This is a genomic window from Pseudomonas sp. G34 (assembly GCF_031119625.1).
In the GTDB taxonomy this organism is placed as follows: domain Bacteria; phylum Pseudomonadota; class Gammaproteobacteria; order Pseudomonadales; family Pseudomonadaceae; genus Aquipseudomonas.
The window spans coordinates 1-24,231 of sequence record NZ_JAVHZV010000023.1 but is presented as its reverse complement, the minus strand read 5'-3'; the positions used below and the strand labels follow the sequence as shown (position 1 = coordinate 24,231).

At 65.7% G+C, this 24,231-nt stretch carries 20 protein-coding genes; 12 read left to right on the top strand and 8 right to left on the bottom strand.

Features of this window, described 5'->3' with window-relative positions; translation table 11 throughout:
- Nucleotides 1-76 precede the first annotated feature (76 nt).
- From QYS36_RS14890 to argE, 4 genes are read left to right on the top strand one after another with little or no spacing between them, the layout of a single operon-like run.
- Entirely contained in the window at nucleotides 77-1,378 is a 1,302-nt protein-coding gene (locus QYS36_RS14890; protein ID WP_308840221.1) for an NAD(P)/FAD-dependent oxidoreductase, read from the top strand.
- Nucleotides 1,378-1,803: a RidA family protein gene (locus tag QYS36_RS14885; protein ID WP_308840220.1), complete on the top strand. Its 426-nt coding sequence runs from the start codon at nucleotides 1,378-1,380 to the stop codon at nucleotides 1,801-1,803. Before QYS36_RS14890 ends, QYS36_RS14885 begins: the two co-directional genes overlap by 1 nt.
- 10 nt (nucleotides 1,804-1,813) lie before the next feature.
- A complete protein-coding gene (locus QYS36_RS14880) occupies nucleotides 1,814-2,491 on the top strand; it encodes a DUF1028 domain-containing protein (RefSeq protein ID WP_308840219.1) in 678 nt (225 codons plus the stop codon).
- Nucleotides 2,484-3,647, top strand: a complete 1,164-nt coding sequence (gene argE, locus QYS36_RS14875; protein ID WP_308840218.1) for an acetylornithine deacetylase — start codon at nucleotides 2,484-2,486, stop codon at nucleotides 3,645-3,647. The genes QYS36_RS14880 and argE overlap by 8 nt, the downstream gene beginning before the upstream one ends.
- Nucleotides 3,648-3,910: 263 nt before the next feature.
- Here the strand turns inward: argE and QYS36_RS14870 are convergent, their stop codons facing one another.
- Nucleotides 3,911-4,744, bottom strand: coding sequence for a MurR/RpiR family transcriptional regulator (locus QYS36_RS14870; protein ID WP_308840217.1), 834 nt, complete (start codon nucleotides 4,742-4,744; stop codon nucleotides 3,911-3,913).
- Between the two features lie 228 nt (nucleotides 4,745-4,972).
- On the opposite strand from QYS36_RS14870, the gene QYS36_RS14865 reads away from it, so the two are divergent.
- The 5 genes from QYS36_RS14865 to QYS36_RS14845 all read left to right on the top strand — a co-directional run bounded on the left by QYS36_RS14865 (nucleotide 4,973) and on the right by QYS36_RS14845 (nucleotide 10,045).
- Nucleotides 4,973-6,010 (top strand): spermidine/putrescine ABC transporter substrate-binding protein, encoded by a 1,038-nt coding sequence (locus QYS36_RS14865; RefSeq protein ID WP_308840216.1) that lies wholly within the window; start codon nucleotides 4,973-4,975, stop codon nucleotides 6,008-6,010.
- Nucleotides 6,011-6,107: 97 nt separating this feature from the next.
- Nucleotides 6,108-7,223 (top strand): ABC transporter ATP-binding protein, encoded by a 1,116-nt coding sequence (locus QYS36_RS14860; protein WP_308840215.1) that lies wholly within the window; start codon nucleotides 6,108-6,110, stop codon nucleotides 7,221-7,223.
- Nucleotides 7,223-8,110: an ABC transporter permease gene (locus tag QYS36_RS14855; RefSeq protein ID WP_308840214.1), complete on the top strand. Its 888-nt coding sequence runs from the start codon at nucleotides 7,223-7,225 to the stop codon at nucleotides 8,108-8,110. The genes QYS36_RS14860 and QYS36_RS14855 overlap by 1 nt, the downstream gene beginning before the upstream one ends.
- Complete coding sequence (locus tag QYS36_RS14850; RefSeq protein WP_308840213.1) at nucleotides 8,107-8,967, top strand: ABC transporter permease; 861 nt, start codon at nucleotides 8,107-8,109, stop codon at nucleotides 8,965-8,967. The genes QYS36_RS14855 and QYS36_RS14850 overlap by 4 nt, the downstream gene beginning before the upstream one ends.
- Entirely contained in the window at nucleotides 8,960-10,045 is a 1,086-nt protein-coding gene (locus QYS36_RS14845; protein ID WP_308840212.1) for a P1 family peptidase, read from the top strand. Before QYS36_RS14850 ends, QYS36_RS14845 begins: the two co-directional genes overlap by 8 nt.
- 52 nt (nucleotides 10,046-10,097) lie before the next feature.
- On the opposite strand, the gene QYS36_RS14840 is transcribed toward QYS36_RS14845, so the two are convergent.
- Complete coding sequence (locus QYS36_RS14840; RefSeq protein ID WP_308840211.1) at nucleotides 10,098-11,003, bottom strand: LysR family transcriptional regulator; 906 nt, start codon at nucleotides 11,001-11,003, stop codon at nucleotides 10,098-10,100.
- A gap of 343 nt (nucleotides 11,004-11,346) precedes the next feature.
- Between QYS36_RS14840 and QYS36_RS14835 the strand changes: the two genes are divergently transcribed.
- Nucleotides 11,347-12,351, top strand: coding sequence for an ABC transporter substrate-binding protein (locus QYS36_RS14835; RefSeq protein WP_374990463.1), 1,005 nt, complete (start codon nucleotides 11,347-11,349; stop codon nucleotides 12,349-12,351).
- Between the two features lie 86 nt (nucleotides 12,352-12,437).
- Here QYS36_RS14835 and QYS36_RS14830 read toward each other — a convergent pair whose 3' ends face one another.
- The 6 genes from QYS36_RS14830 to QYS36_RS14805 form a co-directional block, all read right to left on the bottom strand.
- A complete protein-coding gene (locus tag QYS36_RS14830) occupies nucleotides 12,438-15,002 on the bottom strand; it encodes a TRAP transporter permease (RefSeq protein ID WP_308840209.1) in 2,565 nt (854 codons plus the stop codon).
- A gap of 94 nt (nucleotides 15,003-15,096) precedes the next feature.
- Nucleotides 15,097-16,068 carry a TAXI family TRAP transporter solute-binding subunit gene (locus QYS36_RS14825; RefSeq protein WP_308840208.1) on the bottom strand — a complete coding sequence of 324 codons (972 nt, stop codon included), beginning with the start codon at nucleotides 16,066-16,068 and terminating at the stop codon, nucleotides 15,097-15,099.
- 666 nt (nucleotides 16,069-16,734) lie between these two features.
- Nucleotides 16,735-17,583, bottom strand: a complete 849-nt coding sequence (locus QYS36_RS14820) for an ureidoglycolate lyase (protein WP_308840207.1) — start codon at nucleotides 17,581-17,583, stop codon at nucleotides 16,735-16,737.
- A gap of 28 nt (nucleotides 17,584-17,611) precedes the next feature.
- Nucleotides 17,612-18,355 (bottom strand): SDR family oxidoreductase, encoded by a 744-nt coding sequence (locus QYS36_RS14815; RefSeq protein WP_308840206.1) that lies wholly within the window; start codon nucleotides 18,353-18,355, stop codon nucleotides 17,612-17,614.
- Nucleotides 18,352-19,746, bottom strand: a complete 1,395-nt coding sequence (locus tag QYS36_RS14810) for an MFS transporter (protein WP_308840205.1) — start codon at nucleotides 19,744-19,746, stop codon at nucleotides 18,352-18,354. Before QYS36_RS14810 ends, QYS36_RS14815 begins: the two co-directional genes overlap by 4 nt.
- 267 nt (nucleotides 19,747-20,013) lie before the next feature.
- Nucleotides 20,014-20,955 (bottom strand): LysR family transcriptional regulator, encoded by a 942-nt coding sequence (locus QYS36_RS14805; protein WP_308840204.1) that lies wholly within the window; start codon nucleotides 20,953-20,955, stop codon nucleotides 20,014-20,016.
- Nucleotides 20,956-21,070: 115 nt separating this feature from the next.
- Here QYS36_RS14805 and QYS36_RS14800 point away from each other — a divergent pair, with 115 nt between their 5' ends.
- Both QYS36_RS14800 and QYS36_RS14795 read left to right on the top strand, forming a co-directional pair.
- Nucleotides 21,071-22,249 (top strand): fumarylacetoacetate hydrolase family protein, encoded by a 1,179-nt coding sequence (locus QYS36_RS14800; protein WP_308840203.1) that lies wholly within the window; start codon nucleotides 21,071-21,073, stop codon nucleotides 22,247-22,249.
- 52 nt (nucleotides 22,250-22,301) lie between these two features.
- Nucleotides 22,302-24,086 carry an IlvD/Edd family dehydratase gene (locus QYS36_RS14795; protein WP_308840202.1) on the top strand — a complete coding sequence of 595 codons (1,785 nt, stop codon included), beginning with the start codon at nucleotides 22,302-22,304 and terminating at the stop codon, nucleotides 24,084-24,086.
- Nucleotides 24,087-24,231: the final 145 nt, after the last annotated feature.

Genomic DNA, 24,231 nt, shown 5'->3' with positions numbered 1-24,231 from the left:
CGCACGAACGGCTCGTGCGCCCGGGCCAGGGCATCCCTGTGCATGGGCGCCCGGCCTCCTTCAGAGGGACGCAACGATGGCTGTCGAAACAACCCGAACAGACACCCTGGTGGTGGGCGCCGGCCAGGCCGGCGTGGCGATGAGCGAGCACCTGACCAAACTGGGCGTGCCGCACCTGGTGCTGGAGCGCGAACGCATCGCCGAACGCTGGCGCAGCATGCGCTGGGATTCGCTGGTCGCCAACGGCCCGGCCTGGCATGACCGCTTCCCCGGGCTGCAATTCGACATCGACGACGACGCCTTTCCGGGCAAGGAACAGGTGGCCGCCTACTTCGAAGCCTATGCGCGCAGCTTCAACGCGCCGATCCGCACCGGCGTGGAGGTGCACAAGGTACGCCGCAACGCCAATCGCCCTGGTTTCAGCGTGGAAACCTCAGAGGGGCTGATCGAAGCCAACCGCGTGGTGGCCGCCACCGGCCCCTTCCAGCGCCCGGTGATTCCCGCCATCGCCCCGCAGGATGCGCGCCTGATGCAGATCCACTCCGCCGATTACCGCAACCCGCAACAGCTGCCCGCCGGCGCCGTGCTGGTAGTCGGCGCCGGCTCCTCGGGCACGCAGATCGCCGATGAGCTGATGCAGTCCGGCCGCCAGGTGTACCTGTCGGTCGGGGCCCATGACCGGCCGCCGCGCAGCTACCGCAACCGGGATTTCTGCTGGTGGCTGGGCGTGCTCGGCGAGTGGGACCAGGAGACGCCGAAGGCCGGCCGCGAACACGTGACCATCGCGGTCAGCGGCGCCTATGGCGGCAAGACCATCGACTTCCGCCGCCTGGCCCATCAGGGCATGACCCTGGTCGGCCTGACCCGCTCGTTCGACAACGGCGTGGTGCAGTTTGCCGACGACCTGGCCGACAACATCCGCCGTGGCGACGAAAACTACCTGGCGCTGCTCGATGCCGCGGATGCCTACATCGCCCGCAACGGCCTGGACCTGCCGGAAGAACCCGAGGCGCGCGTCATCCCTGCAGATCCTGCCTGCATGACCGAACCGCTGCGCGAGTTGGATCTGATTGACGCCGGCGTGACCTCGATCATCTGGGCGACTGGCTTCGCCACCGACTTCAGCTGGCTGGAAGCCGACACCTTCGATGCCAACGGCAAGCCCCAGCACCAACGCGGCGTGTCCCGCGAGCCGGGCATCTATTTCCTCGGCCTGCCGTGGCTGTCGCGCCGCGGCTCGTCGTTCATCTGGGGCGTGTGGCACGACGCCAAGCACGTCGCCGACCACATCGCCACCCAGCGCAAATACACCGCCTACCGCGATGCCGAGCAGCGCCAGGCCGCAGTCCCCGTCACCCGCCTGCAGGGAGTCAACTGATGCCCACCCATACCCGTATCCGCATGTTCAACACCAAGGACACCTACCCCAACCAGGCCCTGGACAACGACCTCTGCCAGGCCGTGCGCGCCGGCAACACGGTGTACGTGCGCGGCCAGGTGGGCACCGACTTCGACGGCAAGCTGGTCGGCCTCGGCGACCCGCAGGCGCAGACCGAGCAAGCCATGAAGAACCTCAAGCAGTTGCTCGAAGAAGCCGGCAGCGACCTCTCGCATATCGTCAAGACCACCACCTACATCATCGACCCGCGCTACCGCGAGCCGGTGTACAAGGAGGTCGGCAAATGGCTCAAGGGCGTGTTCCCGATTTCCACCGGGCTGGTGGTCTCGGCCCTCGGCCAGCCGCAGTGGCTGATGGAAATCGACGTGATCGCGGTGATCCCGGACGACTGGCCAGCCCAGTAAGGAGGCCTGCATGACCTTTTCCATCGTCGGTCGCTGCGCGGACACCGGCCAGCTGGGCATCGCCATCAGTTCGTCGAGCATCGCCGTCGGCGCCCGTTGCCCCTGGCTGCGGGCCGGCGTGGGCGCGGTGGCCACCCAGAACGTCACCCTGCCCGCCCTTGGCCCGCAGATTCTCGACCTGCTGGAACAGCAAGCGCTGGAGCCCGGCGATGCGCTGCAGCGCGCCCTGAGTGCCAACGGCTGGAGCCAGTACCGCCAGGTCACGGTGATCGACAACCAGGGCCGCACCGCGCTGTTCAGTGGCAATGAGGCGCTGGGGCTGTACAACGCGGTGGCCGGTGAGCAGTGCGTGGCGGCAGGTAACCTACTGGCAGGCGAGGCGGTGATCCAGGCCATGGTCGAGGCCTTCGAAAGCGCCAGCGGGCAACTGGCCGACCGCTTGCTCGCCGCCCTGCATGGGGCGATGGCCGCCGGCGGCGAAGCCGGCCCAGTGCATTCGGCGGCGCTCAAGGTGGTGGGCGATCTGGTCTGGCCGATCATCGACCTGCGCGTCGACTGGGCAGATGAGAACCCCATCGGCCAGCTCGACGGCCTGTGGCAAGCCTACCGCCCGCAGATGCAGGACTACCTGACTCGCGCCCTCGACCCCACGGCAGCGCCAAGCTATGGAGTGCCAGGCGATGAATGAGCCAGGCAGCCGCGCCCTGCTCGAGCGGCTGATCGGTTTCGCCACGGTCAGCCGGGATTCCAACCTCGAGCTGATCGAATTCATCCGCGAGTACCTGGCGGGCTTCGGCGTGGCCAGCGAGCTGCTCCATAACGCCGAGGGCACCAAGGCCAACCTGTTCGCCAGCATCGGCCCGCGTGATCGCGGCGGCGTGGTGCTGTCCGCCCACACCGACGTGGTGCCGGTGGACGGCCAGGCCTGGACGGTCGAGCCATTCAGGCTGACCGAGCGCAACGGGCGCCTGTACGGCCGCGGCACGGCGGACATGAAAGGCTTTATCGCCTGCGTGCTGGCGTCGGTGCCGTGCCTGGTGCAACGCCCGCTGCAGGTGCCGGTGCACCTGGCGTTTTCCTACGACGAGGAAGTCGGCTGCCTGGGCGTGCGCTCGATGCTCGCCGAGCTGGAAAAACGCCCGCACAAACCGACTCTGTGCCTGATCGGTGAACCTACCGAGCTCAAGCCCGTGCTCGGCCACAAGGGCAAGCTGGCGATGCGCTGCGAAGTGCATGGCGCGGCCTGCCATTCGGCGTACGCCCCCTACGGCGTTAACGCCATCGAATACGCGGCGCGGCTGATCGGCCACCTGGGTGATATCGGCGCACGCCTGGCCCAGCCCGAGCACCACGACCCACGCTTCGACCCGCCCTTCTCCACCGTGCAGACCGGCCTGATCAAGGGTGGCCGCGCGCTGAACATCGTGCCGGCCGAATGCGCATTCGATTTCGAAGTGCGTGCCCTGCCAGGCTTCGACGCGCAGAGCGTGGCGGACGAACTGCAACGGTACGCCGCCGCGCAATTGCTGCCGAGGATGCAGGCGGTAAGCGCCACCAGCGACATCCGCCTGCAGGCGCTAAGCGCTTATCCGGGTCTGGCTACACCGCCGGATAGCGAAGCAGCGCGGTTGCTGGCCAGGCTCTGCGGCTCGAGTGATTTCGGCACCGTGGCCTTCGGCACCGAAGGCGGCCTGTTCGACGGCGCCGGCATCCCCACCGTGGTCTGCGGCCCCGGCAGCATGGAGCAGGGCCACAAGCCCGACGAGTTCGTCAGCGTCGAGCAGCTGCAGGGCTGTGATGCGCTGCTCCAGCGGTTAGCGGATTACCTGTGCGAGCCAAGCTGAACGCCGACTTCCACGCTGTAGGATGGGTCGGGCCGCTTAGGTGAAGCCCATCGGTGGTGTTGATGGGTTGCCCCCATCCTACGGACTGAACGCCAACTGTAGCCTGGGTTGAGCAACGCGATACCCAGGGCATCTTCCCGGGTGTCGCTGCGCTCGACCCGGGCTACCTTCAATGTGGGAGCGCGCCATGCGCGGTTCGCGGCCCAGTACCAGCTTCAACCTTGCAGGGTGGGCGCGGGAAAAACGCTGAGCGGTCGAGAGCCTCAGCTGCGATACAGCTTGAGGCTCTCGACCCGCGCCCGGTAGGCGGCGAGGCGTTCCTTGAGCTGGTCCTTGCGGGCGCTGGCCACGCAGTGCAGCAGCACGTTCAGGGCGCTGGTCAGGCCGCCGGTGGACTCGAGAATCAGCCCGGTCTTGGTCTTCATGGTGACGATATGCGGCGTGTCGATATGTTTGGCGATGCCGTATTCGTCGGTGAATACCACCAGGTCGGTGTTCTGCTGCAGGCAGTTGTTGGCGAAGGCGATGCCAGCGTCGGCATAGGGTGCGATATCAATGAGGATAACGCAGCAGCGCTGATTGTGGCTGTCCAGCCACTGGCCGAGCACGCCGCTGTAGAGGTCGAGAAATTCGACTCCCGAGCGCACCAGGGCCAGGCGGTTGGCGAAGTCTTCGGCCAGCCCGCGAATGGTCTGGAAGCCGCAGACGAACACCCGTTCGGCATCGCCCACGCGCGCCACGATGTCACGCCAGTGCTGGCTGCCGAGCAGCTCGGCGAAGGCGCGCAGGGCTTCGATCTCCTCGTTGAGGTGGGTCACCAGATCTTCCGGCTGCTCGACCCGTTCGATCAGCGCCGGGTTGAGCAGCGACTGCACGCGCACTTCGTCGCGCAGTTCGTCCTTCAGGCTTTTCAGGCCCTTGTAGCCGAGCCGGCGCAGGAAGCGGCTGACGGTATTGGGGCTGACGCCGCTCTTGGCGGCCAGGCTGGCGCCATTCTCGAAGGCCAGGGTTTCCAGGTTGGCCTGGATATAGGCCCACAGGGTTCGCTCGGCCGGCGTCAACTTGCCTTCCAGGTGCTGCATCTTGCCATCGAGCATGTTCGCGTCCCTTTCATGCCAAATCGATCTGACATTTAAATGTCAGATTATTGATCTTTGGAATAAATATATTCTACTCTGCAGCCGTAACGCAAAGAGCTGCCGATTGGCCATCGCCCGGGCGAAGAAAGCCGCTAGAGCCTTCCGTCCCGCAGTCGACGCTCGCGCTTCCTGCCGCAATAAGCAAGTGCTGCGCCCGGCGCGGCCATAACAGTGGAGAACAGGAATATGCTCACATCGCGTCATATCGCCCTGTGTGTCGCTCTCGGCAGCAGCCTCGTCACAGGCGCCGCCCAGGCCGCCGAAACACTGCGCCTGTACAACTGGGGCGACTACATCAACCCCGAGGTGCTGACCCGTTTCACCGCCGAGACCGGCATCAAGGTGTCGCTCGACACCTACGGCAGCAACGAGGAAATGCTGGCCAAGCTGCAGGCCGGCGCCCGCGGCTACGACATCGTCTTCCCCTCGGTGCACATGCACGACACCATGGCTGCCCTTGGCCTGCTGGAGAAAACCGACATCAACCAGGATACCGCGTTCGCCAACATCGACCCCGCCTTCCTGCGTTCCAAGTCCGACCCCAAGGGCGAATACTGCATGCCCTACGCCTGGGGCAGCGTGGGCATCCTCTACAACAAGAACAAGGTCTCCAAGCCGATCGAGAGCTGGGACGACTTCTTCGCCGAGGCCAAGGCCGGCAACAAGGTGATCATGCTCGACGACATGCGCGAAACCCTCGGTGTTGGCCTGATCAAGGACGGCAAGTCGGTCAACAGCAGCGACCCGGCCGAGCTCAAGCAGGCCGCCGACTGGCTGATCGAACGCAAGCCGCTGATCTCCGCCTTCACCTACGACAGCGTGCCGATGGTGCAGGCCGGCGACGCCGCTGCCGCGCACTACTTCGTCGGCGCCATGATGTACGTGAAAGAGGACCCGCAGAACCTCGCCTACGTCATCCCCAAGGAAGGCGCGACCCTGTACCAGGAGGACATGTGCGTGCTCAAGAGCGCGCCGAACAAGGCCAACGCCAAGCGCTTCATGAGCTTCTTCCTGCAGCCGGAGATCGCCGCACTGAACACCGCGCAGCAGATGAACGGCACGCCCAACAAGGAGGCGCTCAAGCTGCTGCCGGCCGAGTTGCGGGACAACCCGCAGGTCAACCCACCGGCCGAGGTGATGGCCAAGCTGCAGATCTTCGAGGATCTCGGCAAGGGCCTGCGGCAGTACGACCGCGTATGGACGCGCGTGCGTACCGCCAACTGAGCCCGCTAGATCGCGGCTAAAGCCCCTCCCACAAATTGCACGCTCCCTGTGGGAGGGGCTTCAGCCGCGACCGCTGCAACCTTCAGTGGAGTTTTCCATGACCGCTTTCACCCAAACCGCGCCGGTGGTCGAGATCCGTGGCGCGGTGAAGCACTACCGTGCCCCCGAGGGACATCTGGTGCGCGCCCTCGACGGCCTCGACCTGGCCGTCGGCGCCAATGAGTTCGTCACCCTGCTGGGGCCGTCCGGCTGCGGCAAGACCACGTTGCTGCGCATCATCAGTGGCTTCGAGCAACTCGATGGTGGTGAGCTGCTGATCCAGGGCCAGCCGATGAACAGCGTGCCGCCGCACCGCCGCCCGGTGCACACGGTGTTCCAGAGCTATGCGCTGTTCCCGCACATGAGCATCGGTGACAACGTCGGCTATGCGCTGGACGTACGCGGCGTGGCCAAGGCCGAGAAACACCAGCGCGTCGGCCAGGCATTGGAGATGGTCGGCCTGGCCGGCATGCAGCGGCGCAAGCCCGGCCAGCTTTCAGGTGGCCAGCAGCAGCGCGTGGCACTGGCCCGCGCCATCGTCGACCGCCCGGCGCTGCTGCTGCTCGACGAGCCGCTGTCGGCCCTCGACCGCCAGTTGCGCCAGGCCATGCAGCGCGAGTTGAAGACCCTGCAGCACGAGCTGGGCATCGCCTTCGTGTTCGTCACCCATGACCAGGAAGAAGCGCTGACCATGAGCGACCGCATCGTCGTGCTCAATAGCGGCCATATCCAGCAGATCGGCGCCCCGGCAGAAATCTACCATCGCCCGGCCAACGCCTTCGTCGCCGGCTTCATCGGCGAGAGCAACCTGTTCGATGTGCACGTCGGCTCGGTCAGCGACGGCATCGCGTATCTGCTCGACAGCCAGGGCGACCTGCTGCAGGCGCGCCACCCCGACCTGCGTCTCGGCCAGTACGCCCAGCTCATGTTGCGCCCCGAGCAGTTCCACCTGCACTGCCCCGGCGAAGGCTTCGCCGCGCTGGAAGGGCGCCTGGAACAACTGCTGTTCATCGGCAAGGATTTCGAGCTGCTGCTGCGCACCGGCCACGGCCGCCTGGTCAAGGCGGTATTGCGCGACGCCGCCCAGCAGGGCTTGCAACGCCTGCGCACGGGCGACAGCGTGCAGCTCTGGTATGGACTTACGGCCGCGCACCTGATTCCCGGAGGCGCCTGATGCTAATGCGTGAGCGCCTGCGCCTGGTCGGCCTGTTGACCCCGGTAACGCTGATCATCGGCGTGTTCTTTCTCGCCCCGTTGAGCATCATGGCTGTGTACAGCCTGCTCGAACCGGGGCTCTATGGCGGCGTGGAGTGGAGCTTCTACCCGGACAACTTCGGCCGGGTGCTGGGCTGGGCTGATGGCACCAATGAGGACTTCGACCCGGTCTATCTGGAAATCATCCTGCGCTCGTTCAAGCTGGCCGCGCTGACCGTGCTGGCGACCCTGGCGCTGTGCTACCCGGCGGCCTTCTGGGTGGCTCGACAGCCGGAGCGGATGCGCAACTTCTGCCTGTTCCTGATCACCCTGCCGTTCTTCACCAGCCTGATCGTGCGTCTGTACGCCTGGTTGCTGATCCTGCGTCCCAGCGGCTTCATCAACACCACGCTGCTGGCGCTGGGCATCCACAACCCGATGGAGCTGATCTACACCGAGACGGCGGTGCTGATCGGCATGACCTACATCTTCATCCCGTTCATGTTCATGCCCGTCTATGCCAGCGTCGAGAAGCTCGACAAGCGCCTGCTGGAGGCCTCTGCCGACCTCGGCGCGAGCCGCTGGCAGAGCTTCTGGAAGGTGATATTCCCGCTGACCTTGCCGGGCATCGCCGCCGGCTCGATCATCGTCTTCATCCCCAGCCTGGGTAACTTCATCGTGCCGTCGCTGCTTGGCGGCGCGCGGGTGCTGATGATCGGCAGCCTGGTCGAGCAGCAGTTTCTCGCCGCGCGCAACTGGCCGTTCGGCGCCGCCCTGGCGATGCTGCTGATGGCCGCGGTGCTGGTGTGCCTGGTGCTCTACGTGCTGGCGCAAGGGCGCAACAGCGCACAGGAGGCCAGCCGATGAACGCCTTGCTCGCACGTCTCGGGCGCCGTCTGCTGGGCGGCTACAGCCTGGCCTTCTTCGTCTTCCTGTACCTGCCGATTGGCCTGATCGTCGCCTACTCGTTCAACGGCAACCCGATCAACATGATGATCTGGGACGGCTTCAGCCTGGACTGGTATCGCTCGCTGTTCGGCCTGTCCACCAGTCTCAGCGAGAACGCGCTGTACGTCGAGTCCACCGACCAGTTGCTGGCCGCGCTGCGCACCAGCCTGGTGGTGGCGCTGACCACCACGGCGATCTCCACGGTGATCGGCACGCTCACCGCGCTGGCACTGGCGCGCTATCGCTTTCGCCTGCAGAAGTTCTATCGGGTGTTGTTGTTCATGCCGATGCTGATGCCCGACATCGTGCTTGGCATCGCCCTGCTGATCTTCTTCGTCGGCGTCGGCCTGCCGCTGGGCAAGCTGTCGATCATCATCGGTCACTGCACCTTTCTGATCAGCTACGTGTTCCTCATCGTCAGCGCACGCCTGGCCGGCATGGATACGCGCCTGGAAGAGGCCTCAGCCGATCTCGGCGCCTCGCCCTGGACCACCTTCCGCCGCGTGACCCTGCCGCAGATCCTGCCAGGCGTGGTCGGCGGCGCGCTGCTGGCGTTCATCATCTCGATGGACGACCTGGTGATCACCTACTTCATCGCCGGGGTCGATTCCACCACGCTGCCGGTGTTCATCTACGGCATGATCCGCCGCGGCATCAAGCCGGAGATCAATGCCATCGCCACCCTGCTGCTGATCGCCTCGCTGCTGATCGCCGCCCTCGGCCTGTACCTGCGCAACCGCAAGCCCGCCACTTCCCAGGATGACTACCATGGCTAAACCGCGCGCCCGCGAACTCGGCCTGCCGCTGCCCGGCACCCCCGGCCCGTACAACGCCATCACCGACGTGCCCGGCGTGCTGGTCGGCTACCGCACCCTCAATGGCGTGGCCGACAATGGCCGGCGTATCCAGACCGGGGTCACCGCCATTCTGCCCCGTGGCCGCGATAGCGAGCCGCAGCCGGTATGGGCGGGGTTTCATGCGCTCAATGGTAATGGCGAGATGACCGGCACCCACTGGATCGAACACGGTGGCTACTTCGTCGGCCCGCTGTGCATCACCAACTCGCACAGCGTCGGCATCGTCCACCACGCGGCCACACGCTGGACCATCCGCCAGTACGCCGACGCCTGGCAGCGCGAGCACCTATGGGCCATGCCGGTGGTGGCCGAAACCTACGACGGGGTGATCAACGACATCAACGGCCAGCATGTCAGCGAGGCCGATGCCCTGGCCGCGCTGGAGGCGGCCAAGGGCGGCGCCATCGCCGAAGGCAACGTCGGCGGCGGCAACGGCATGATCTGCTACGGCTACAAGGGCGGCACCGGCAGCGCTTCGCGTCTTGTCGAGATCGACGGCCAGACCTACACGCTCGGCGCTCTGGTGCAGGCCAACCATGGCCAGCGCGCCTGGCTCAAGGTGTGCGGCGTGCCGGTCGGCGAGCGCCTGGAGGATGACCTGCCGGCCGGGCTGGAGCGCGAGCGTGGTTCGATCATCGTCATCCTCGCCACCGACGCGCCGCTGCTGCCGCATCAGCTCAAGCGCCTGGCCCAGCGCGCCGGCCTCGGCATCGCCCTGGCCGGCACGCCGGGTGGCAACAACTCTGGCGATATCTTCCTCGCCTTCAGCGTGGCCAACCCCCGGCCCTTGCCGCAGGTGTCGCAAACCCGCCTTAACCTCGACTACCTCAACGACGAGTGTTTCGACGCGCTCTACCTGGCCGCCGTGCAGGCCACCGACGAGGCGGTGCTCAACGCCATGCTCGCCGCCGAGGACGCACCGATGCAGAAGCCCGAGGGCATCTGCCGCGCCATCGACAGCCAGCGTTTGCAGGAACTGGTACTCGCCAGCCATTGAATTTGGCCATCTGCAGTTAGCGGACTGCCTGGCGCACACGCCGCAACCGCGCTTATAGATGCGCCAGGTGCGCCTTGCAGAAATCCACGAACAGCTGCGCCGGTTTGGTGAGCTGGCCACGCTTGAGGCGCGCAGCCACCAGCCCGGAGGTGGCAACGGGCTCGGTGATGTCCACGGTGACCACGCGCTTGCCGTCGTAGGTGCATTCCGAATGGGGTTTGGTGACCAGCAGGGAGAAGCCGAAGCCCTGGCCGACCATGCCGCGCACCATCTCGATGGATGGCGAACTGAAGACGATATTGGGGGTAAGCCCCAGTTCGTGGAACAGGCTGACGAAGTAGGTGCGGCTCGGAGGCACGTCGAGCAGGATCATCGGTTCCAGGCACAGGTCGCGCAGTGACACCTGGGCCTGGCCGGCGAAGCGATGGTTCTCGGGTAGCAGCACGTAGGGCTTTTGCGGCGCCATCAACGGCTCGGTGGCGATGGTGCCGTCGAGGTCGTGCTCGTAGAGAAACGCCAGGTCGAACGCGCCAGCGGTCAGGCCCTGCACCAGCTCCTGCTGCTCACCATCGCGGATGCGGATGTCCACGCCCGGGTAGCGTTCGCGAAAGCCGGCGATCAGCTGCGGCAGGTAGAGCGGCGCCACGGTTTCGAAGCAGCCGATATCGATCTGCCCGGCGACGATGTCGTTGTCGGCCAGGGCGTTCTGCTCGAACTCGCGGGCCATGCGCAGCAGCTGCTGGGCCTTCTCGTAGAAGCGCGCGCCGCTCGGCGTCAGCGACACGCCCTGGGCGTGGTGACGGATGAACAGCTGCACGCCAAAGCTCTCTTCCAGCCCCTTGATCGCCGTGGAGATGGACGGCTGGGCGATGTACAGCTGGCGTGACGCTTCGGCCACGCTGCCCGCCTCTACCGTGGTGACGAAGTACTTGAGTTGCCGCAGGGTGTAGGAAGCCACGTGTCGGTCTCGCCGCAATTGCAATTACTGCCTGCACCTTACTCCAACAACGCGCCCTGGCGGGGCGTTGCCTTGCAAAGGTTTTTCGTAAGTCCCGAGCATATTTTTACTAATTTTCGTTCTTGCCCGACTGACGCACCATGGCCCTCACCTGAACGACAGTTCCCGCCCGGCAAGCACCAGGGGCGGCACAACAACAACGATTTCGCTGACGCGTGGCACAACGCGCCGCTTCGCCGCTTCGGCCCTACTGCCCCTGTTCTCACTACAACGAAAAAACAGCGAGGGAGTTTCCATGTTCAAGCACTTGCGTCCATCCATCCGCGCCGCCATCGGCCTGTCCATGCTGGCCGGCGCCAGCAGCGCGGCGCTGGCCGACGACAGCCTCACGGTGATTTCCTTCGGCGGCGCCACCAAGGTCGCGCAGACCGCCGCCTACTTCAAACCCTTCGAGCAGAGCGGTGCCGCCCGGGTAGTGGCTGGCGAATACAACGGCGAGCTGTCCAAGGTCAAAGCCATGGTCGATGTCGGCCAGGTGACCTGGGACGTGGTCGAGGTGGAAAGCCCCGAGCTGCAGCGCGGCTGCGAAGAGGGCCTGTTCGAGCGCATCGACCCGGCCATTCTCGGCGATGCCAACCAGTACATTCCCGGCACCGTGAGCGAATGCGGCGTGGCCACCTACGTGTGGTCGATGGTGATGGCCTACAACGGCGACAAGCTGAAAACCGCCCCTACCTCCTGGGCGGATTTCTGGGACCTGGAGAAATTTCCCGGCAAGCGTGGGTTGCGCAAGAGCGCCAAGTACAGCCTCGAAGCCGCCCTGCTGGCCGACGGCGTGAGCCGCGAGGATCTCTACAAGGTGCTCGGCACCCCGCAAGGCGTCGACCGCGCCTTCAAGAAGCTGGACGCCATCAAGGGCTCCATCCAGTGGTGGGAAGCCGGTGCCCAACCGCCGCAGTGGCTGCTGGCCGGTGACGTGGTCATGTCCGCCGCCTACAACGGCCGTATCGGCGTGGCCCAGAAGGAAGGCGCCAAGCTGAAGATCTCCTGGAACGGCAGCCTGTACGACCCCGAGCACTGGGCCATCGTCAAGGGCAGCCCGAACAAGGCCCTGGCCGAACGCTTCATCCAGTTCGCCAGCCAGGCCGACACCCAGAAGGTGTTCTCCAGCCAGATCCCCTACGGCCCGGTGCACAAGCAGACGCTGCCGCAGCTGCCCGCCGAGGTGCAGGCGCAACTGCCGACCGCCGAGGCCAACATGGCCGGTGCGCAACTGGTCAACGCCGAGTTCTGGATCGACCACGGCGAGGAACTGGAAGAGCGCTTCAACGCCTGGGCAGCGCGCTGACCAGGGTCACGAAAACAAGCTGGGGCCGATTGCCGGCCCCAGGGATCGATCAGGGCTGACGCGCCACGGCGCGCCAGCCTTGTGCCTTACAGCGCAGGCTGAGCCTTCAGGCGCCGACGCTGGCCCCAGATCACCAGCCCCATCAGCAACAGCGAGGGAATCCAGATCAGCTCTTTCGGCGCACGCTCGGTGGGCGCCCGCACGCTGAGGATCTCCTGGTCGAACGCCAGGCCAGCGGCTTCGGCCGGGCTGCTGAAGGCCACGGTGTCGATCAGGGTCTTGCCATCTTCCTCGTAGAGCGACAGGCCCAGCGCTTCGAGGCGTTCCTCGCCCGTACCTTTTTCCGGGATCGGCAACACCACGGTGAAGGTGCGTGGCTGGCCGACCGCATCCTCGCCGTGTACGCGCAGGCGCAGCTCGCTCTGCTCCTCGACCTGCTCCAGCGCCTGGGCCATCTGCGCCGGCGGGATGTCGCGGTAGGGGTCGACCAGCATGTCCATCCAGAAGCCCGGGCGGAACAGCGAGAAGGCCAGCAGCAATAGCGCGATGTTTTCGTACCAGCGGTTGCGCACCAGGAAGTAACCCTGGGTGCCGGCGGCGAACAGCAACATCGCCACCGTGGCGATCACGAAGATCAGCACGCCGTGCCAGAAGTCCACGTCGATCAGCAACAGGTCGGTGTTGAAGATGAACAGGAACGGCAGCACCGCGGTGCGCAGGCTGTAGTAGAAGGCGGTGATGCCGGTACGGATCGGGTCGCCCTTGGATACCGCCGCGGCAGCGAACGAGGCCAGGCCGACCGGCGGCGTGACGTCGGCCATGATGCCGAAGTAGAAGACGAACAGGTGCACGGCGATCAGCGGCACGATCAGGCCATTCTGCTGGCCCAGCGAGACGATCACCGGCGCCAGCAGGCTGGACACCACGATGTAGTTCGCGGTGGTCGGCAGGCCCATGCCGAGGATCAGGCTGAGAATCGCGGTGAGGATGAGCATCAGCAGCAGGTTGCCCATCGACAGCAGCTCGACCACGTCGGCCAGCACCAGACCGACGCCGGTCTGCGACACCGCGCCGACGATGATGCCCGCCGCCGCGGTGGCGATGCCGATGCCGATCATGTTGCGGGCGCCGGCGATCAGGCCTTCACGCAGGTCCACCAGGCCGTCGCCGAACGAGCCGTGCTCGTGGCTGCCGTCGCGGCGCAGGCGATTGAGCAGCGGCCGCTGGGTCACCAGGATGAACACCAGGATCATGCTGCCCCAGAACGCCGACAACCCCGGCGACAGGCGCTCGACCATCAGGCACCACACCAGCACCACCACCGGCAGCAGGAAATGCAGGCCCGAGAGCAGCACCGGGCGGGTTTCCGGCAGTTTTTCCAATGGCGTGTTGGGGTCTTCCGGTGGCAGTGGCGGATTACTGGCGGCGATCTTGAGCAGCGCCACGTAGGCGATCAGCAGCAGCACGCCGATGACCCAGCTGGCGGCGTCGCCGAGGGCCGGCTTCATCCAGCCGAGGCCGTAATACACCGCCAGGGAGATACCGCTGATCAGCGCCGCGCCAAAGGCCAGGCCGAGCAGGCGGGTCAGCCAGGGCTTGGGCGCGCTGTTGCGCGGCAGCGCCTTGAGGCCGAGCTTCAACGACTCCAGGTGCACGATGTAGAACAGCGCGATATAGGAAATCAGCGCCGGCAGGAAGGCATGCTTGACCACCTCGATGTACGGCATGCCGATGTATTCGACCATCAGGAAGGCCGCAGCCCCCATCACCGGCGGCATGATCTGGCCGTTGACCGACGAGGCCACTTCCACGGCACCGGCCTTTTCGGCGCTGAACCCGGTGCGCTTCATCATCGGGATGGTGAAGGTGCCGGTGGTGACCACGTTGGCAATCGACGAACCGGAGATCAGGCCGGTCAGGCCCGACGACACCACGGCGGCCTTGGCCGGCCCACCGCGCATGTGGCCGAGCAGGCTGAAGGCCAGCTGGATGAAATAGTGGCCGGCGCCAGCGCGTTCGAGCAGGGCGCCGAACAGCACGAACAGGAACACGAAACTGGTCGACACGCCCAGGGCGATGCCGAACACGCCTTCGGTGGTGATCCACTGGTGGTTGGCCAGGGCGTTCAGGCTGACGCCGCGGTGCGCCAGCATGGCCGGCATGTAAGGCCCCGCCAGGCTGTAGACCAGGAAGATCGCCGCGATCACCGCCAGGGCCGGGCCCAGGGCGCGGCGCGTGGCTTCGAGCAGTAGCGGGATGCCGATGCAGGCGGTGACCAGATCCGCCGTGGTCAGGTTGCCCGGGCGCTGCGCAAGCTGCTCGTAGAACACGAACAGGTAGGCCGCCGTGGCGGCACTGACGAGGCCCAGGGCCACGTCGAAAAGCGGTACGCGCTCACGGGGCGAGCGCTTGAAGGCCGGGTAGGCGAGAAACGCCAGGAGCAGCGCGAAGGCCAGGTGAATGGCGCGCGTCTGGGTGTCGTTGAAAACCCCGATGCCCACCATGAAGGGCAGCGGCGATGCTATCCATAACTGGAACAGGGACCAGGCCAGGGCCAGCCCGGCGATCACCTTGGCCATCGCGCCCTGGGGGCTGCGCGCCCCCACTTCCTGCGCGATCAGTTCTTCGGAAGATACATTATGAGTGGTCATGGATTTGCCTGAATTCAGCCATGCGGATCGCAGAAAACCCGCGCCCTTGCGGTGCGCGGGTTGACGAAGCAGTTAAACGGTTGCGCGCTGCGCCTTACAGCCAGCCACGCTCCTTGTAGTAACGCTCGGCACCTTCATGCAGCGGGGCGGTGAGACCGACCTTGATCATGTCTTCTTCTTTCAGGTCGGCGAAGGCCGGGTGCAGCTTGCGGAAGCGATCGAGGTTCTCGAACACCGACTTGACCAGCTGGTACACCACGTCGGCATCGGTCTTGGAGCTGACCGACAGTACCGCCTTGCCACCGATCGATTGCGTGGCCGCGTCGCTACCCTTGTACAGGCCACCCGGAATCTCGGCCTTGGTGTAGTAGCTCTTCTCGCTCAGCAGTTTGTCGATGTCCGGGCCGGTAACCGGCACCAGCACGGCGTCGACGGTGGTAGTGGCTTCCTGGATGGCGCCATTGGGATGACCGACGAAATAGGTCATGGCGTCGATGTTGTTGTCGCTCAGGGCGCTGGCCTGCTCGGCCGGCTTGAGTTCGGAGGCCAGCCTGAACACCGACTTGTCCCAGCCCTTGATGCGCATGATCTCTTCCAGCGTATCGCGCTGGCCGGAACCAGGGTTGCCGATGTTCACACGCTTGCCCTTGAGGTCATCGAGGCCCTTGATGTTGGCGTCCTTGCGGGCCAGCACGGTGAACACTTCGCTTTGCAGGGAGAACACCGCACGCAGGTCTTCCATCGCGCCCTGGGCCTCGAACGGCGCCTCGCCCTTCATGGCCTTGTACTGGTGGTCGGACTGCATGATGCCGAAGTTGTACTCGCCCGAACGCAGGCCGTTGACGTTGGCCACGCCACCGCCGCTGGCTGGCGCGTTGCACCTGATGCCGGTTTTCGAGGAGTCACGGTTGACGAAGCGGCAGATCGACTGACCGGCCACGTAGTAGACGCCCGTCTGGCCACCAGTGCCGATGGTCACGAATTTATCCTGCGCCTGGGCGACGCCACCCATGGCGGCCAGAGAAAGGCCAGCGGAGAGGGCCAAAGCCAATGGAAGTGCTTTCATGTGTTGCTCCCTTTGTTATTTATTCGAGTAAAGCCGGGTCGCCTAAGCGAAGCGCGTACCTTACCGGAGTCGCGTCGCTGCATTCCATGCCGATGGGCATGGGCCAATGCGGAAATTGTAAGCATTGGCAAAGCAAGCAGACCACCGGACCGCACTGCGGTGCCAACAATCAAAGCGGCGAAGTTCATCACACAACAGCAGGCGCTGTACCGTTAAGCGTTGTGAATCCGCCGGCCAGCTAACCCTATAGCCCGGATTGCGGCACCCCGCAGCGGTGGCGCATCGGGCATGGCGGCTAGCGCACGACAGGCTTCCGGCAAGGTAGACCAGCTGGCGCCGGTCTTCATGCGGCAGTGCCGGATTGCGAGGTTTTTCTGCCAAGCGGTTGCCGGGCAGCCGACCGGCAGAGGCACACGGCGTAACATCGGCGGCGTGACTGGGGCGGTCAGATGAGGGGTTGTGGGATGTCGCAGCGGCGGCCGTTCATGGCTGCCGAGCATCGGCACGCGGGGCGATTCGACCGCGGCGCGATGCGCCCAGGGGATCGCGGCGTATCGTCATTCGCCGCGGCGCCGCGCCCGCCAGGGAGACGGGGCAGCGCAGCGCTCACGGCAAAGCGCTGCGCTGAGGGGCATTGGCCGCCTGGCCCCTTAGTTGGTCTTCACTTCAGTCAGCCTGTACGGTGACCTGATGCTGCTCACCCAGCCCGGCGATGCCCAGCCTGATGGTCTGCCCGGCGCGCAGAAATACCGGCTTGGGCTTGATGCCCAGGCCCACGCCTGGCGGGGTGCCGGTGGAGATCACGTCCCCCGGTTGCAGGCTCATGCAACGGCTCAGGTAGGCGATCAGTTGCGGCACGTTGAAGATCAGCGTGCGCGTGTTGCCCTGCTGGTAACGGTGGCCGTCGACCTCCAGCCACATGTCCAGCGCATGCGGGTCGGCGATTTCGTCGCGGGTCACCAGCCACGGGCCGAGCGGGCCGAAGGTGTCGAAACCCTTGCCCTTGTCCCAGCTGCCGCCGCGCTCGAGCTGCCATTCACGCTCGGACACATCGTTGATCACGCAATAGCCGGCGACGTGCTCCATCGCGTTGGCTTCGTCGATGTAGCGCCCGCCCTTGCCGATCACCACGCCCAGCTCCACTTCCCAGTCGGTCTTGGTCGAGCCGCGGGGAATCTCGATGGCGTCGTTGGGGCCGCAGATGGCGCTGGTCCACTTGTTGAAGATGATCGGCTCTTCTGGCACCTCCATCCCCGACTCGGCGGCGTGATCGGCATAGTTGAGGCCGATGCACACCAACTTGCCGACCTGGCCGACGCAGGCGCCGATGCGCGGGTTGCCGGTCACTACCGGCAGGCTGGCCGGGTCGAGCTGCGCCAGCGCGGCCAGGCCAGCCGGCATCAGCACCTCGCCGGCAATATCCGCCACATGCCCGGAGAGGTCACGAATCTGGTTGTCGGCGTCCAGCAGGCCTGGCTTCTCTGCGCCCTTGGCGCCGTAACGTAGCAGTTTCATGTTGGGTCCTTGTTCAGGTTCAAGACGATCAGATGCTCATGCCGCCATCGATCACGTGCAGCGCACCGGTGGTGTAGGAAGACGCGTCGGAGCCAAGGTACAGCACCAGCCGGGCGATTTCCTCGGCGCTGCCGAGGCGGCCCATGGGCTGGCGGGCGACGAACTGGCCGTACACCTGCGCCTCGGCCACGCCCTGCAGCGCCGCCTGCTCGGCGATGCGCGCACGCAGCGAGGGCGAGTCCACGGTGCCCGGGCAGATGGCGTTGCAGCGAATGCCCTGGCGGACGTAGTCGGCGGCCACCGACTTGGTCAGGCCGACCACCGCTGCCTTGCTGGCGGTGTAGGCGCAGCGGTTGGGCACGCCCTTGATGCTCGACGCCACCGAGGCCATGTTGATGATCGAGCCGCCACCGCGGGCGAGCATGCCCGGCAACGTGGCGCGGATCATCCGGTACATGGCGGTGACGTTGAGCTGCAGCGAGCGCTCCCAGGCGGCCTCGTCGCAGTCCAGAATGCTGCCGGCGTGCACGTAGCCCGCGCAGTTGAACAGCACGTCCAGCGCGCCGACCTGCTCGGCCAGCGCCGAGATGGCCTCGGCCGAGGTGACGTCCAGCTGCAGGGCCGTGAGCCCCGGCTCATCCTGCAGCGTGCCGATGTCTATATCGGTGGCGATCACCTCGGCGCCCGCCGCCGCGAAGGCCCGGGCACTGGCCAGGCCGATGCCCTGGCCAGCGGCGGTGATCAGCACGCGTTTGCCGTGCATCTCGCTCATGCTTTCTCCAGGGTTAGGCTGCCGGTCGGCGTGGCGACCGGCGTGCGGGTGGGCGTACCGAGCATGCTGCGCGGGATGGCCATGATCAGCGCGCCGCTGACGAACAGGCAGCCAGCCAGTACGTAGGTGCCGTTGTTGATGTCGCCGGTCATGGTTTCCGCCATGGCGGTGATCATTGAGCCGGTGAAGCCGGACAGGTTGCCGAACGAGTTGATGATGCCGATGCCGGCCGCCGCGGCGATGCCGGACAGCACGGTGCCGGGCAGCGTCCAGTAGATCGGCATCAGGCTGAGAATGCCGGAGGCGGCGACGCTCAGGAACAGCACCGAGAGCACGATGTCATGGGCGAAGTAGGCGCTGAGCATCAGCCCGATACCGCCGATGAAGGCCGGAATCGCAGCGTGCAGGCGGCGCTCGCCGGTGCGGTTGGAGTGGCGTGCATTGAGCAGCATCGCCACCGCGGCCACGCCGTAGGGGATGGCGGTCAGCAGGCCGATGTGCAGGCTGCTGGTGATACCCGCGCTCTTGATGATCGACGGCATCCAGAACGCCAGCCCGTAGAAGCCGGTGTTGAAGGTCAGCAGGATCAGCACCAGCAGCCACACCCGCGGGTTGAGGAAGGCCTCGCTCAGGCGCGAGGCCTTGCCGCTGTTGTCCTGCTGCAGGTTGGCCTTGAGCATGGCCTTCTCTGCCGTGGACAGCCACTTGGCCTTGTCGATGTTGTCGCACAGGCAGACGATCACCACCACCGCCATGACGATCGACGGCAGGCCCTCGATCAGCAGCATCCACTGCCAGCCGGACAGCCCGTGCACGCCCTGCATCGCGGTCATCAGCCAGCCGGAGAGCATGCCACCGAGCACCAGGCTGATCGGCAGGGCAAGCAGGAAGCCGGACATCACGCGGCTCTGCCGGTGGGTCGGGAACCAGTAGTTGAGGTACAGGATCACGCCTGGGAAAAAGCCTGCTTCACAGATGCCCAGCAGGAAACGCAGGGTGTAGAACATGGTGCTCGACTGGACGCCGAAGAACTGCGCCAGTGGCACGGTAAAGGCCACGGCCATCGACACCAGTGCCCAGGTGAACATGATGCGGGCGATCCAGAAGCGCGCGCCGAGGCGGTGCAGCAGCAGGTTGCTGGGCACCTCGAACAGGAAGTAGCCCCAGAAGAACATGCTCGCGCCGAGGGCGTAGACGGTGTTGCTGAACTGCAGGTCTTCGAGCATATCCAGCTTGGCGAAGCCGATATTGACCCGGTCGAGGTAGGCCGCCATGTAGCACAGCAGCAGGATGGGCAGGATCTTGAAGATGACCTTGCGGTAGGTGCGATCCTCGAAGGTGCTGTCGTGGTCGCGCGCCGGCGCGGCCAAGGGCTCGGTACGTGGTTGCATGGTGATGACCCTTGGGCATGCGTGCATGCCTGATTGTTTTTATTGAAATGGGCTTCGCCGGGCGGCGCCTGGCGACAATGCGGTTACAGCAGATGAGGCTCTCTGGCTGGTATGTGGGTCGCCCCGGCAGGCAGTGGTGCCTGTGGCGCAGTGCCGTGCGGCCAGGGCGCTTACCCGGCCAGGGTGACGATGGCCGGTAATCTATGCCGCGGATCGATTCAATCCCAATGGCATTTGCTGATTAATCGATAACCTTGCGTTATCGAATCAGTCCCGCTCGCGCTGCGCGTTGGCGAGCAGGATGTCGGCGAATTCCCGGGCCGGGCCGAGCAGCTGATCGCCCTTGCGGGTAAGAATCCCGTAGTCCTGGGGCATCAGGTAGAACGGTGTGTCGAGCTTCTTCAACAGGCCGCTTTCCAGGTGCTCGACCACCATGGCCTCGGGCAGCATGCCGATCATCGGCCCGCCCTGCAGCACCTTGAGAAAGGTCTGCATGGAGATGGTGTCGATGGTGTTGCGCGGCACCGCCACCTGCGCCTTGGCGAAAACGTCTTCCATGCGCCCGCGGATCGGCGTGCCCTTGGGGTAGAGAATCCACGGCCAGTCGACCAGCTCCTGCAGAGTCATCGGCCCGGCCTCGCACAGCGGGTGGCGGCTGTTGACCACGATGCAGAACGGCTCCGGCGCCAGGGGCTGGAAGTCATAGCGCTGCTGCTGGCTCTGCTCGGTGAAGCGGCCGATGGCCAGATCCAGGTTGCGCTCCTCGAGCATTTCCATCAGGTGGTCGCTGGTCTGCTCGACCACCTCGATGGCCAGCAGCGGCCAGCGCTGCTTGATCTGCACGATGGCCTCGGGCAGTGCCACCGCGGTGGCGGCGAAGATGCCGCCGACCTTGAGATGGCCGTGGCCGCCGGCACTGAGGTTGTTGATCTGCTCGACGAAGGTGCGCGCGTCGTTCAGCGCCAGGTGCGCGTAACGCAGCACCTGGGCGCCCAGCGGCGTGGGCTGCATGCTGCGCGGCAGGCGCTCGAACACGGTGAAGCCGAGCAGGCTCTCGATTTCCTTGAGCATCTTGCTCAGGGCCGGCTGGCTGAGGTTCATCTGCTGGGCCGCCAGGTGCATGTTGCGGGTGCGACCCAGGGTATCGAGGAGCGTCAGGTGGCGAAATTTCAGCCAGTTGCAGAAGCTCGAGAACGACAGATCCGACATGGGCAGCTCCAGCGATTCAATAACGTCAGGTTATTGATAATTGAAAATATGCCATTGGAGTTTATCCACATCGCCGCCTAGCGTGCAGCTTTCATGCACCCCGGAATTCATCGCCATGTCGATCCGACTGACCCCTGAAAACACCCTGCCCGCCGACGCCGCCACGGCCACGCTGATCGGCCGCGCCTGGATTCCCGGCACCGTCGCCGGACCCTCGCCTATCGTGCTGCGCGCCGACGGCGTGTTCGACCTGTCCGCCCGCTTCGCCACCCTCAGCCAGTTGCTGGAACTCGATGATCCTCTGCAGGCGGTGCGCGACACGCCCGGCACCTTCGTCGGCAGCATCGAGGCGCTGCTGGCCAACACCGGCTCCCACGCCGACCTGAGCCAGGCATATCTGCTGGCACCCGCCGACCTGCAGGTGATCAAGGCCGCCGGGGTGACCTTCGCCGCCAGCATGATCGAGCGGGTGATCGAGGAGAAAGCCGCCGGCGATGCTGCCAAGGCGCAGAGCGTGCGGGCCATCGTGCGCGAGGCGATCGGCGACAACCTGCGCGCCGTGCAGCCCGGCTCGGCCCAGGCGATGCGCCTCAAGGAGCTGCTGATCGAGCAGAACATGTGGTCGCAGTACCTGGAAGTCGGCATCGGCCCCGACGCGGAGATCTTCACCAAGGCGCCGATTCTGGCCGCAGTGGGCAGCGCCAGCGAGATCGGCATCCACCCGATTTCGCAGTGGAACAACCCGGAGCCGGAGGTGGTGCTGGCGGTCAACAGCCGCGGGCAGATCCACGGCGCCACCCTGGGCAACGACGTCAACCTGCGCGACGTGGAAGGCCGCAGCGCCCTGCTGCTCAGCAAGGCCAAGGACAACAACGCCTCCTGCGCCATCGGCCCGTTCATTCGCCTGTTCGATGAGCATTTCGATCTCGATAGCGTGCGCACCTGCGTGGTCGAGCTTCAGGTCGAGGGCACCGACGGCTACAAGCTCAAGGGCTCCAGCTCCATGGACCAGATCAGCCGTGACCCGCAGAACCTGGCGGGCCAGACGCTCAACGCCTCGCACCAGTACCCCGACGGTTTCCTGCTGTTTCTCGGCACCCTGTTCGCCCCCACCGAGGATCGCGATCACCCCGGCAGCGGCTTCACCCACAAGATCGGCGACCGCGTGAGCATCAGCAGCCCGCGCCTGGGCGCCCTGCACAATCAAGTGACCACCAGCGACAAGGCCGCGCCCTGGACCTTCGGCGTTACGGCGCTGCTGAAAAACCTCAGCGCCCGCGGCCTGCTGGGCTAAGCCGTCCCGCCCCGGCGCGACGCGATTCATTCAAGAACAAGAGAAACGAATCATGACCGACCCTAAACGCCCGCTGCGCAGCCAGCAGTGGTTCGATGATCCCGAGCACGCCGACATGACCGCCATCTACGTCGAGCGCTACATGAACTACGGGCTGACCCGCAGCGAGCTGCAGTCGGGCCGGCCGATCATCGGCATCGCCCAGACCGGCAGCGACCTGACGCCCTGCAACCGCCACCACCTGGAGCTGGCCCAGCGGGTCAAGGCCGGCATCCGCGACGCCGGCGGCATTCCCATGGAATTTCCGGTGCACCCGATCGCCGAGCAGAGCCGCCGCCCCACCGCCGCGCTGGACCGCAACCTGGCCTATCTGGGGCTGGTGGAAATCCTCCACGGCTACCCGCTCGACGGCGTGGTGCTGACCACCGGCTGCGACAAGACCACCCCGGCCTGCCTGATGGCCGCCGCCACCACCGACCTGCCGGCCATCGTACTGTCCGGCGGGCCGATGCTCGACGGCCACCACAAGGGCGAGCTGATCGGCTCGGGCACCGTGCTCTGGCATGCACGCAAGCTGATGGCCGCCGGCGAGATCGACTACGAAGGTTTCATGGAAATGACCACCGCCGCCTCGCCGTCGGTGGGCCACTGCAACACCATGGGCACGGCCCTGTCGATGAATGCCCTGGCCGAAGCGCTGGGCATGTCGCTGACCGGCTGCGCCAGCATCCCCGCGCCCTACCGCGAGCGCGGGCAGATGGCCTACGCCACCGGCAAGCGCACCTGCGAGCTGGTCATGCAGGACGTACGCCCCTCGCAGATCATGACCCGCGAAGCCTTCGAGAACGCCATCGCCGTGGCCTCGGCCCTCGGCGCCTCGAGCAACTGCCCACCGCACCTGATCGCCATCGCCCGGCACATGGGCATCGAGCTGAGCCTCGAGGACTGGCAGCGCATCGGCGAGAGCGTGCCGCTGCTGGTCAACTGCATGCCGGCCGGCAAGTACCTGGGCGAAGGCTTCCACCACGCCGGTGGCGTGCCGGCGGTGATGCATGAACTGCAGAAGGCCGGCCGCCTGCACGAAGACTGCATGACGGTCAGCGGCCGTCGCATCGGCGAGATCGTCGCAGGCAAAGTGACCGGTAACCGCGAGGTGATCCTGCCCTACGACGAGCCACTCAAGCACAGCGCCGGCTTTATCGTGCTCAGCGGCAATTTCTTCGATAGCGCGATCATGAAGATGTCGGTGGTCGGCGAAGCCTTCCGCAAGACCTACCTGGCCGAACCCGGCAAGGAGAACAGCTTCGAGGCGCGGGCCATCGTGTTCGAGGGCCCCGAGGATTACCACGCGCGCATCAACGACCCGGCGCTGGATATCGACGAGCGCTGTATCCTGGTGGTGCGTGGCGCCGGGCCGGTGGGTTATCCGGGCAGCGCCGAGGTGGTCAACATGGACCCACCAGCGGCGCTGATCAAACAGGGCGTGACCTCCCTGCCGTGCCTGGGCGATGGCCGGCAGAGCGGCACCTCGGCGAGCCCGTCGATCCTCAACATGTCGCCGGAAGCGGCGGTGGGCGGCGGCCTGGCGCTGCTGCAGAGCAACGACGTGCTGCGCGTCGACCTCAACGCCCGCTCGGTCAACCTGCTGATCGACGACGAGGAGATGCAGCGTCGCCGCGCCGTCTGGAAGCCGAGCTACCCGGCCTCGCAAACACCCTGGCAGGAACTGTACCGGCAACTGGTCGGCCAGCTCTCCACCGGCGGCTGCCTGGAGCCGGCCACCCTGCACATGCGCATCATCGCGCGCAGCGGCGGCATGCCGAGGCATTCACACTGACGGAGCCTGTCAGCAGGCATTAAAAAGGGTTTTCGCATATGAGGGGGAATGCTTGGTTTACACCGGACTGGCAAGTTTGTGTGCGTATCACTCACGGCATCGCACTATCCATTACCGCGTTTACTGAGCCTCTTTGTTGCGCCCC

Excerpts from the sequence above, each read along its gene's own strand:
- QYS36_RS14890 (WP_308840221.1), top strand. The coding sequence starts at position 77 with ATGGCTGTCGAAACAACCCGAACAGACACCCTGGTGGTGGGCGCCGGC.
- QYS36_RS14885 (WP_308840220.1), top strand. The coding sequence starts at position 1,378 with ATGCCCACCCATACCCGTATCCGCATGTTCAACACCAAGGACACCTAC.
- QYS36_RS14880 (WP_308840219.1), top strand. The coding sequence starts at position 1,814 with ATGACCTTTTCCATCGTCGGTCGCTGCGCGGACACCGGCCAGCTGGGC.
- argE (WP_308840218.1), top strand. The coding sequence starts at position 2,484 with ATGAATGAGCCAGGCAGCCGCGCCCTGCTCGAGCGGCTGATCGGTTTC.
- QYS36_RS14870 (WP_308840217.1), bottom strand. The coding sequence starts at position 4,744 with ATGCTCGATGGCAAGATGCAGCACCTGGAAGGCAAGTTGACGCCGGCC.
- QYS36_RS14865 (WP_308840216.1), top strand. The coding sequence starts at position 4,973 with ATGCTCACATCGCGTCATATCGCCCTGTGTGTCGCTCTCGGCAGCAGC.
- QYS36_RS14860 (WP_308840215.1), top strand. The coding sequence starts at position 6,108 with ATGACCGCTTTCACCCAAACCGCGCCGGTGGTCGAGATCCGTGGCGCG.
- QYS36_RS14855 (WP_308840214.1), top strand. The coding sequence starts at position 7,223 with ATGCTAATGCGTGAGCGCCTGCGCCTGGTCGGCCTGTTGACCCCGGTA.
- QYS36_RS14850 (WP_308840213.1), top strand. The coding sequence starts at position 8,107 with ATGAACGCCTTGCTCGCACGTCTCGGGCGCCGTCTGCTGGGCGGCTAC.
- QYS36_RS14845 (WP_308840212.1), top strand. The coding sequence starts at position 8,960 with ATGGCTAAACCGCGCGCCCGCGAACTCGGCCTGCCGCTGCCCGGCACC.
- QYS36_RS14835 (WP_374990463.1), top strand. The coding sequence starts at position 11,347 with ATGCTGGCCGGCGCCAGCAGCGCGGCGCTGGCCGACGACAGCCTCACG.
- QYS36_RS14830 (WP_308840209.1), bottom strand. The coding sequence starts at position 15,002 with ATGACCACTCATAATGTATCTTCCGAAGAACTGATCGCGCAGGAAGTG.
- QYS36_RS14825 (WP_308840208.1), bottom strand. The coding sequence starts at position 16,068 with ATGAAAGCACTTCCATTGGCTTTGGCCCTCTCCGCTGGCCTTTCTCTG.
- QYS36_RS14820 (WP_308840207.1), bottom strand. The coding sequence starts at position 17,583 with ATGAAACTGCTACGTTACGGCGCCAAGGGCGCAGAGAAGCCAGGCCTG.
- QYS36_RS14815 (WP_308840206.1), bottom strand. The coding sequence starts at position 18,355 with ATGAGCGAGATGCACGGCAAACGCGTGCTGATCACCGCCGCTGGCCAG.
- QYS36_RS14810 (WP_308840205.1), bottom strand. The coding sequence starts at position 19,746 with ATGCAACCACGTACCGAGCCCTTGGCCGCGCCGGCGCGCGACCACGAC.
- QYS36_RS14805 (WP_308840204.1), bottom strand. The coding sequence starts at position 20,955 with ATGTCGGATCTGTCGTTCTCGAGCTTCTGCAACTGGCTGAAATTTCGC.
- QYS36_RS14800 (WP_308840203.1), top strand. The coding sequence starts at position 21,071 with ATGTCGATCCGACTGACCCCTGAAAACACCCTGCCCGCCGACGCCGCC.
- QYS36_RS14795 (WP_308840202.1), top strand. The coding sequence starts at position 22,302 with ATGACCGACCCTAAACGCCCGCTGCGCAGCCAGCAGTGGTTCGATGAT.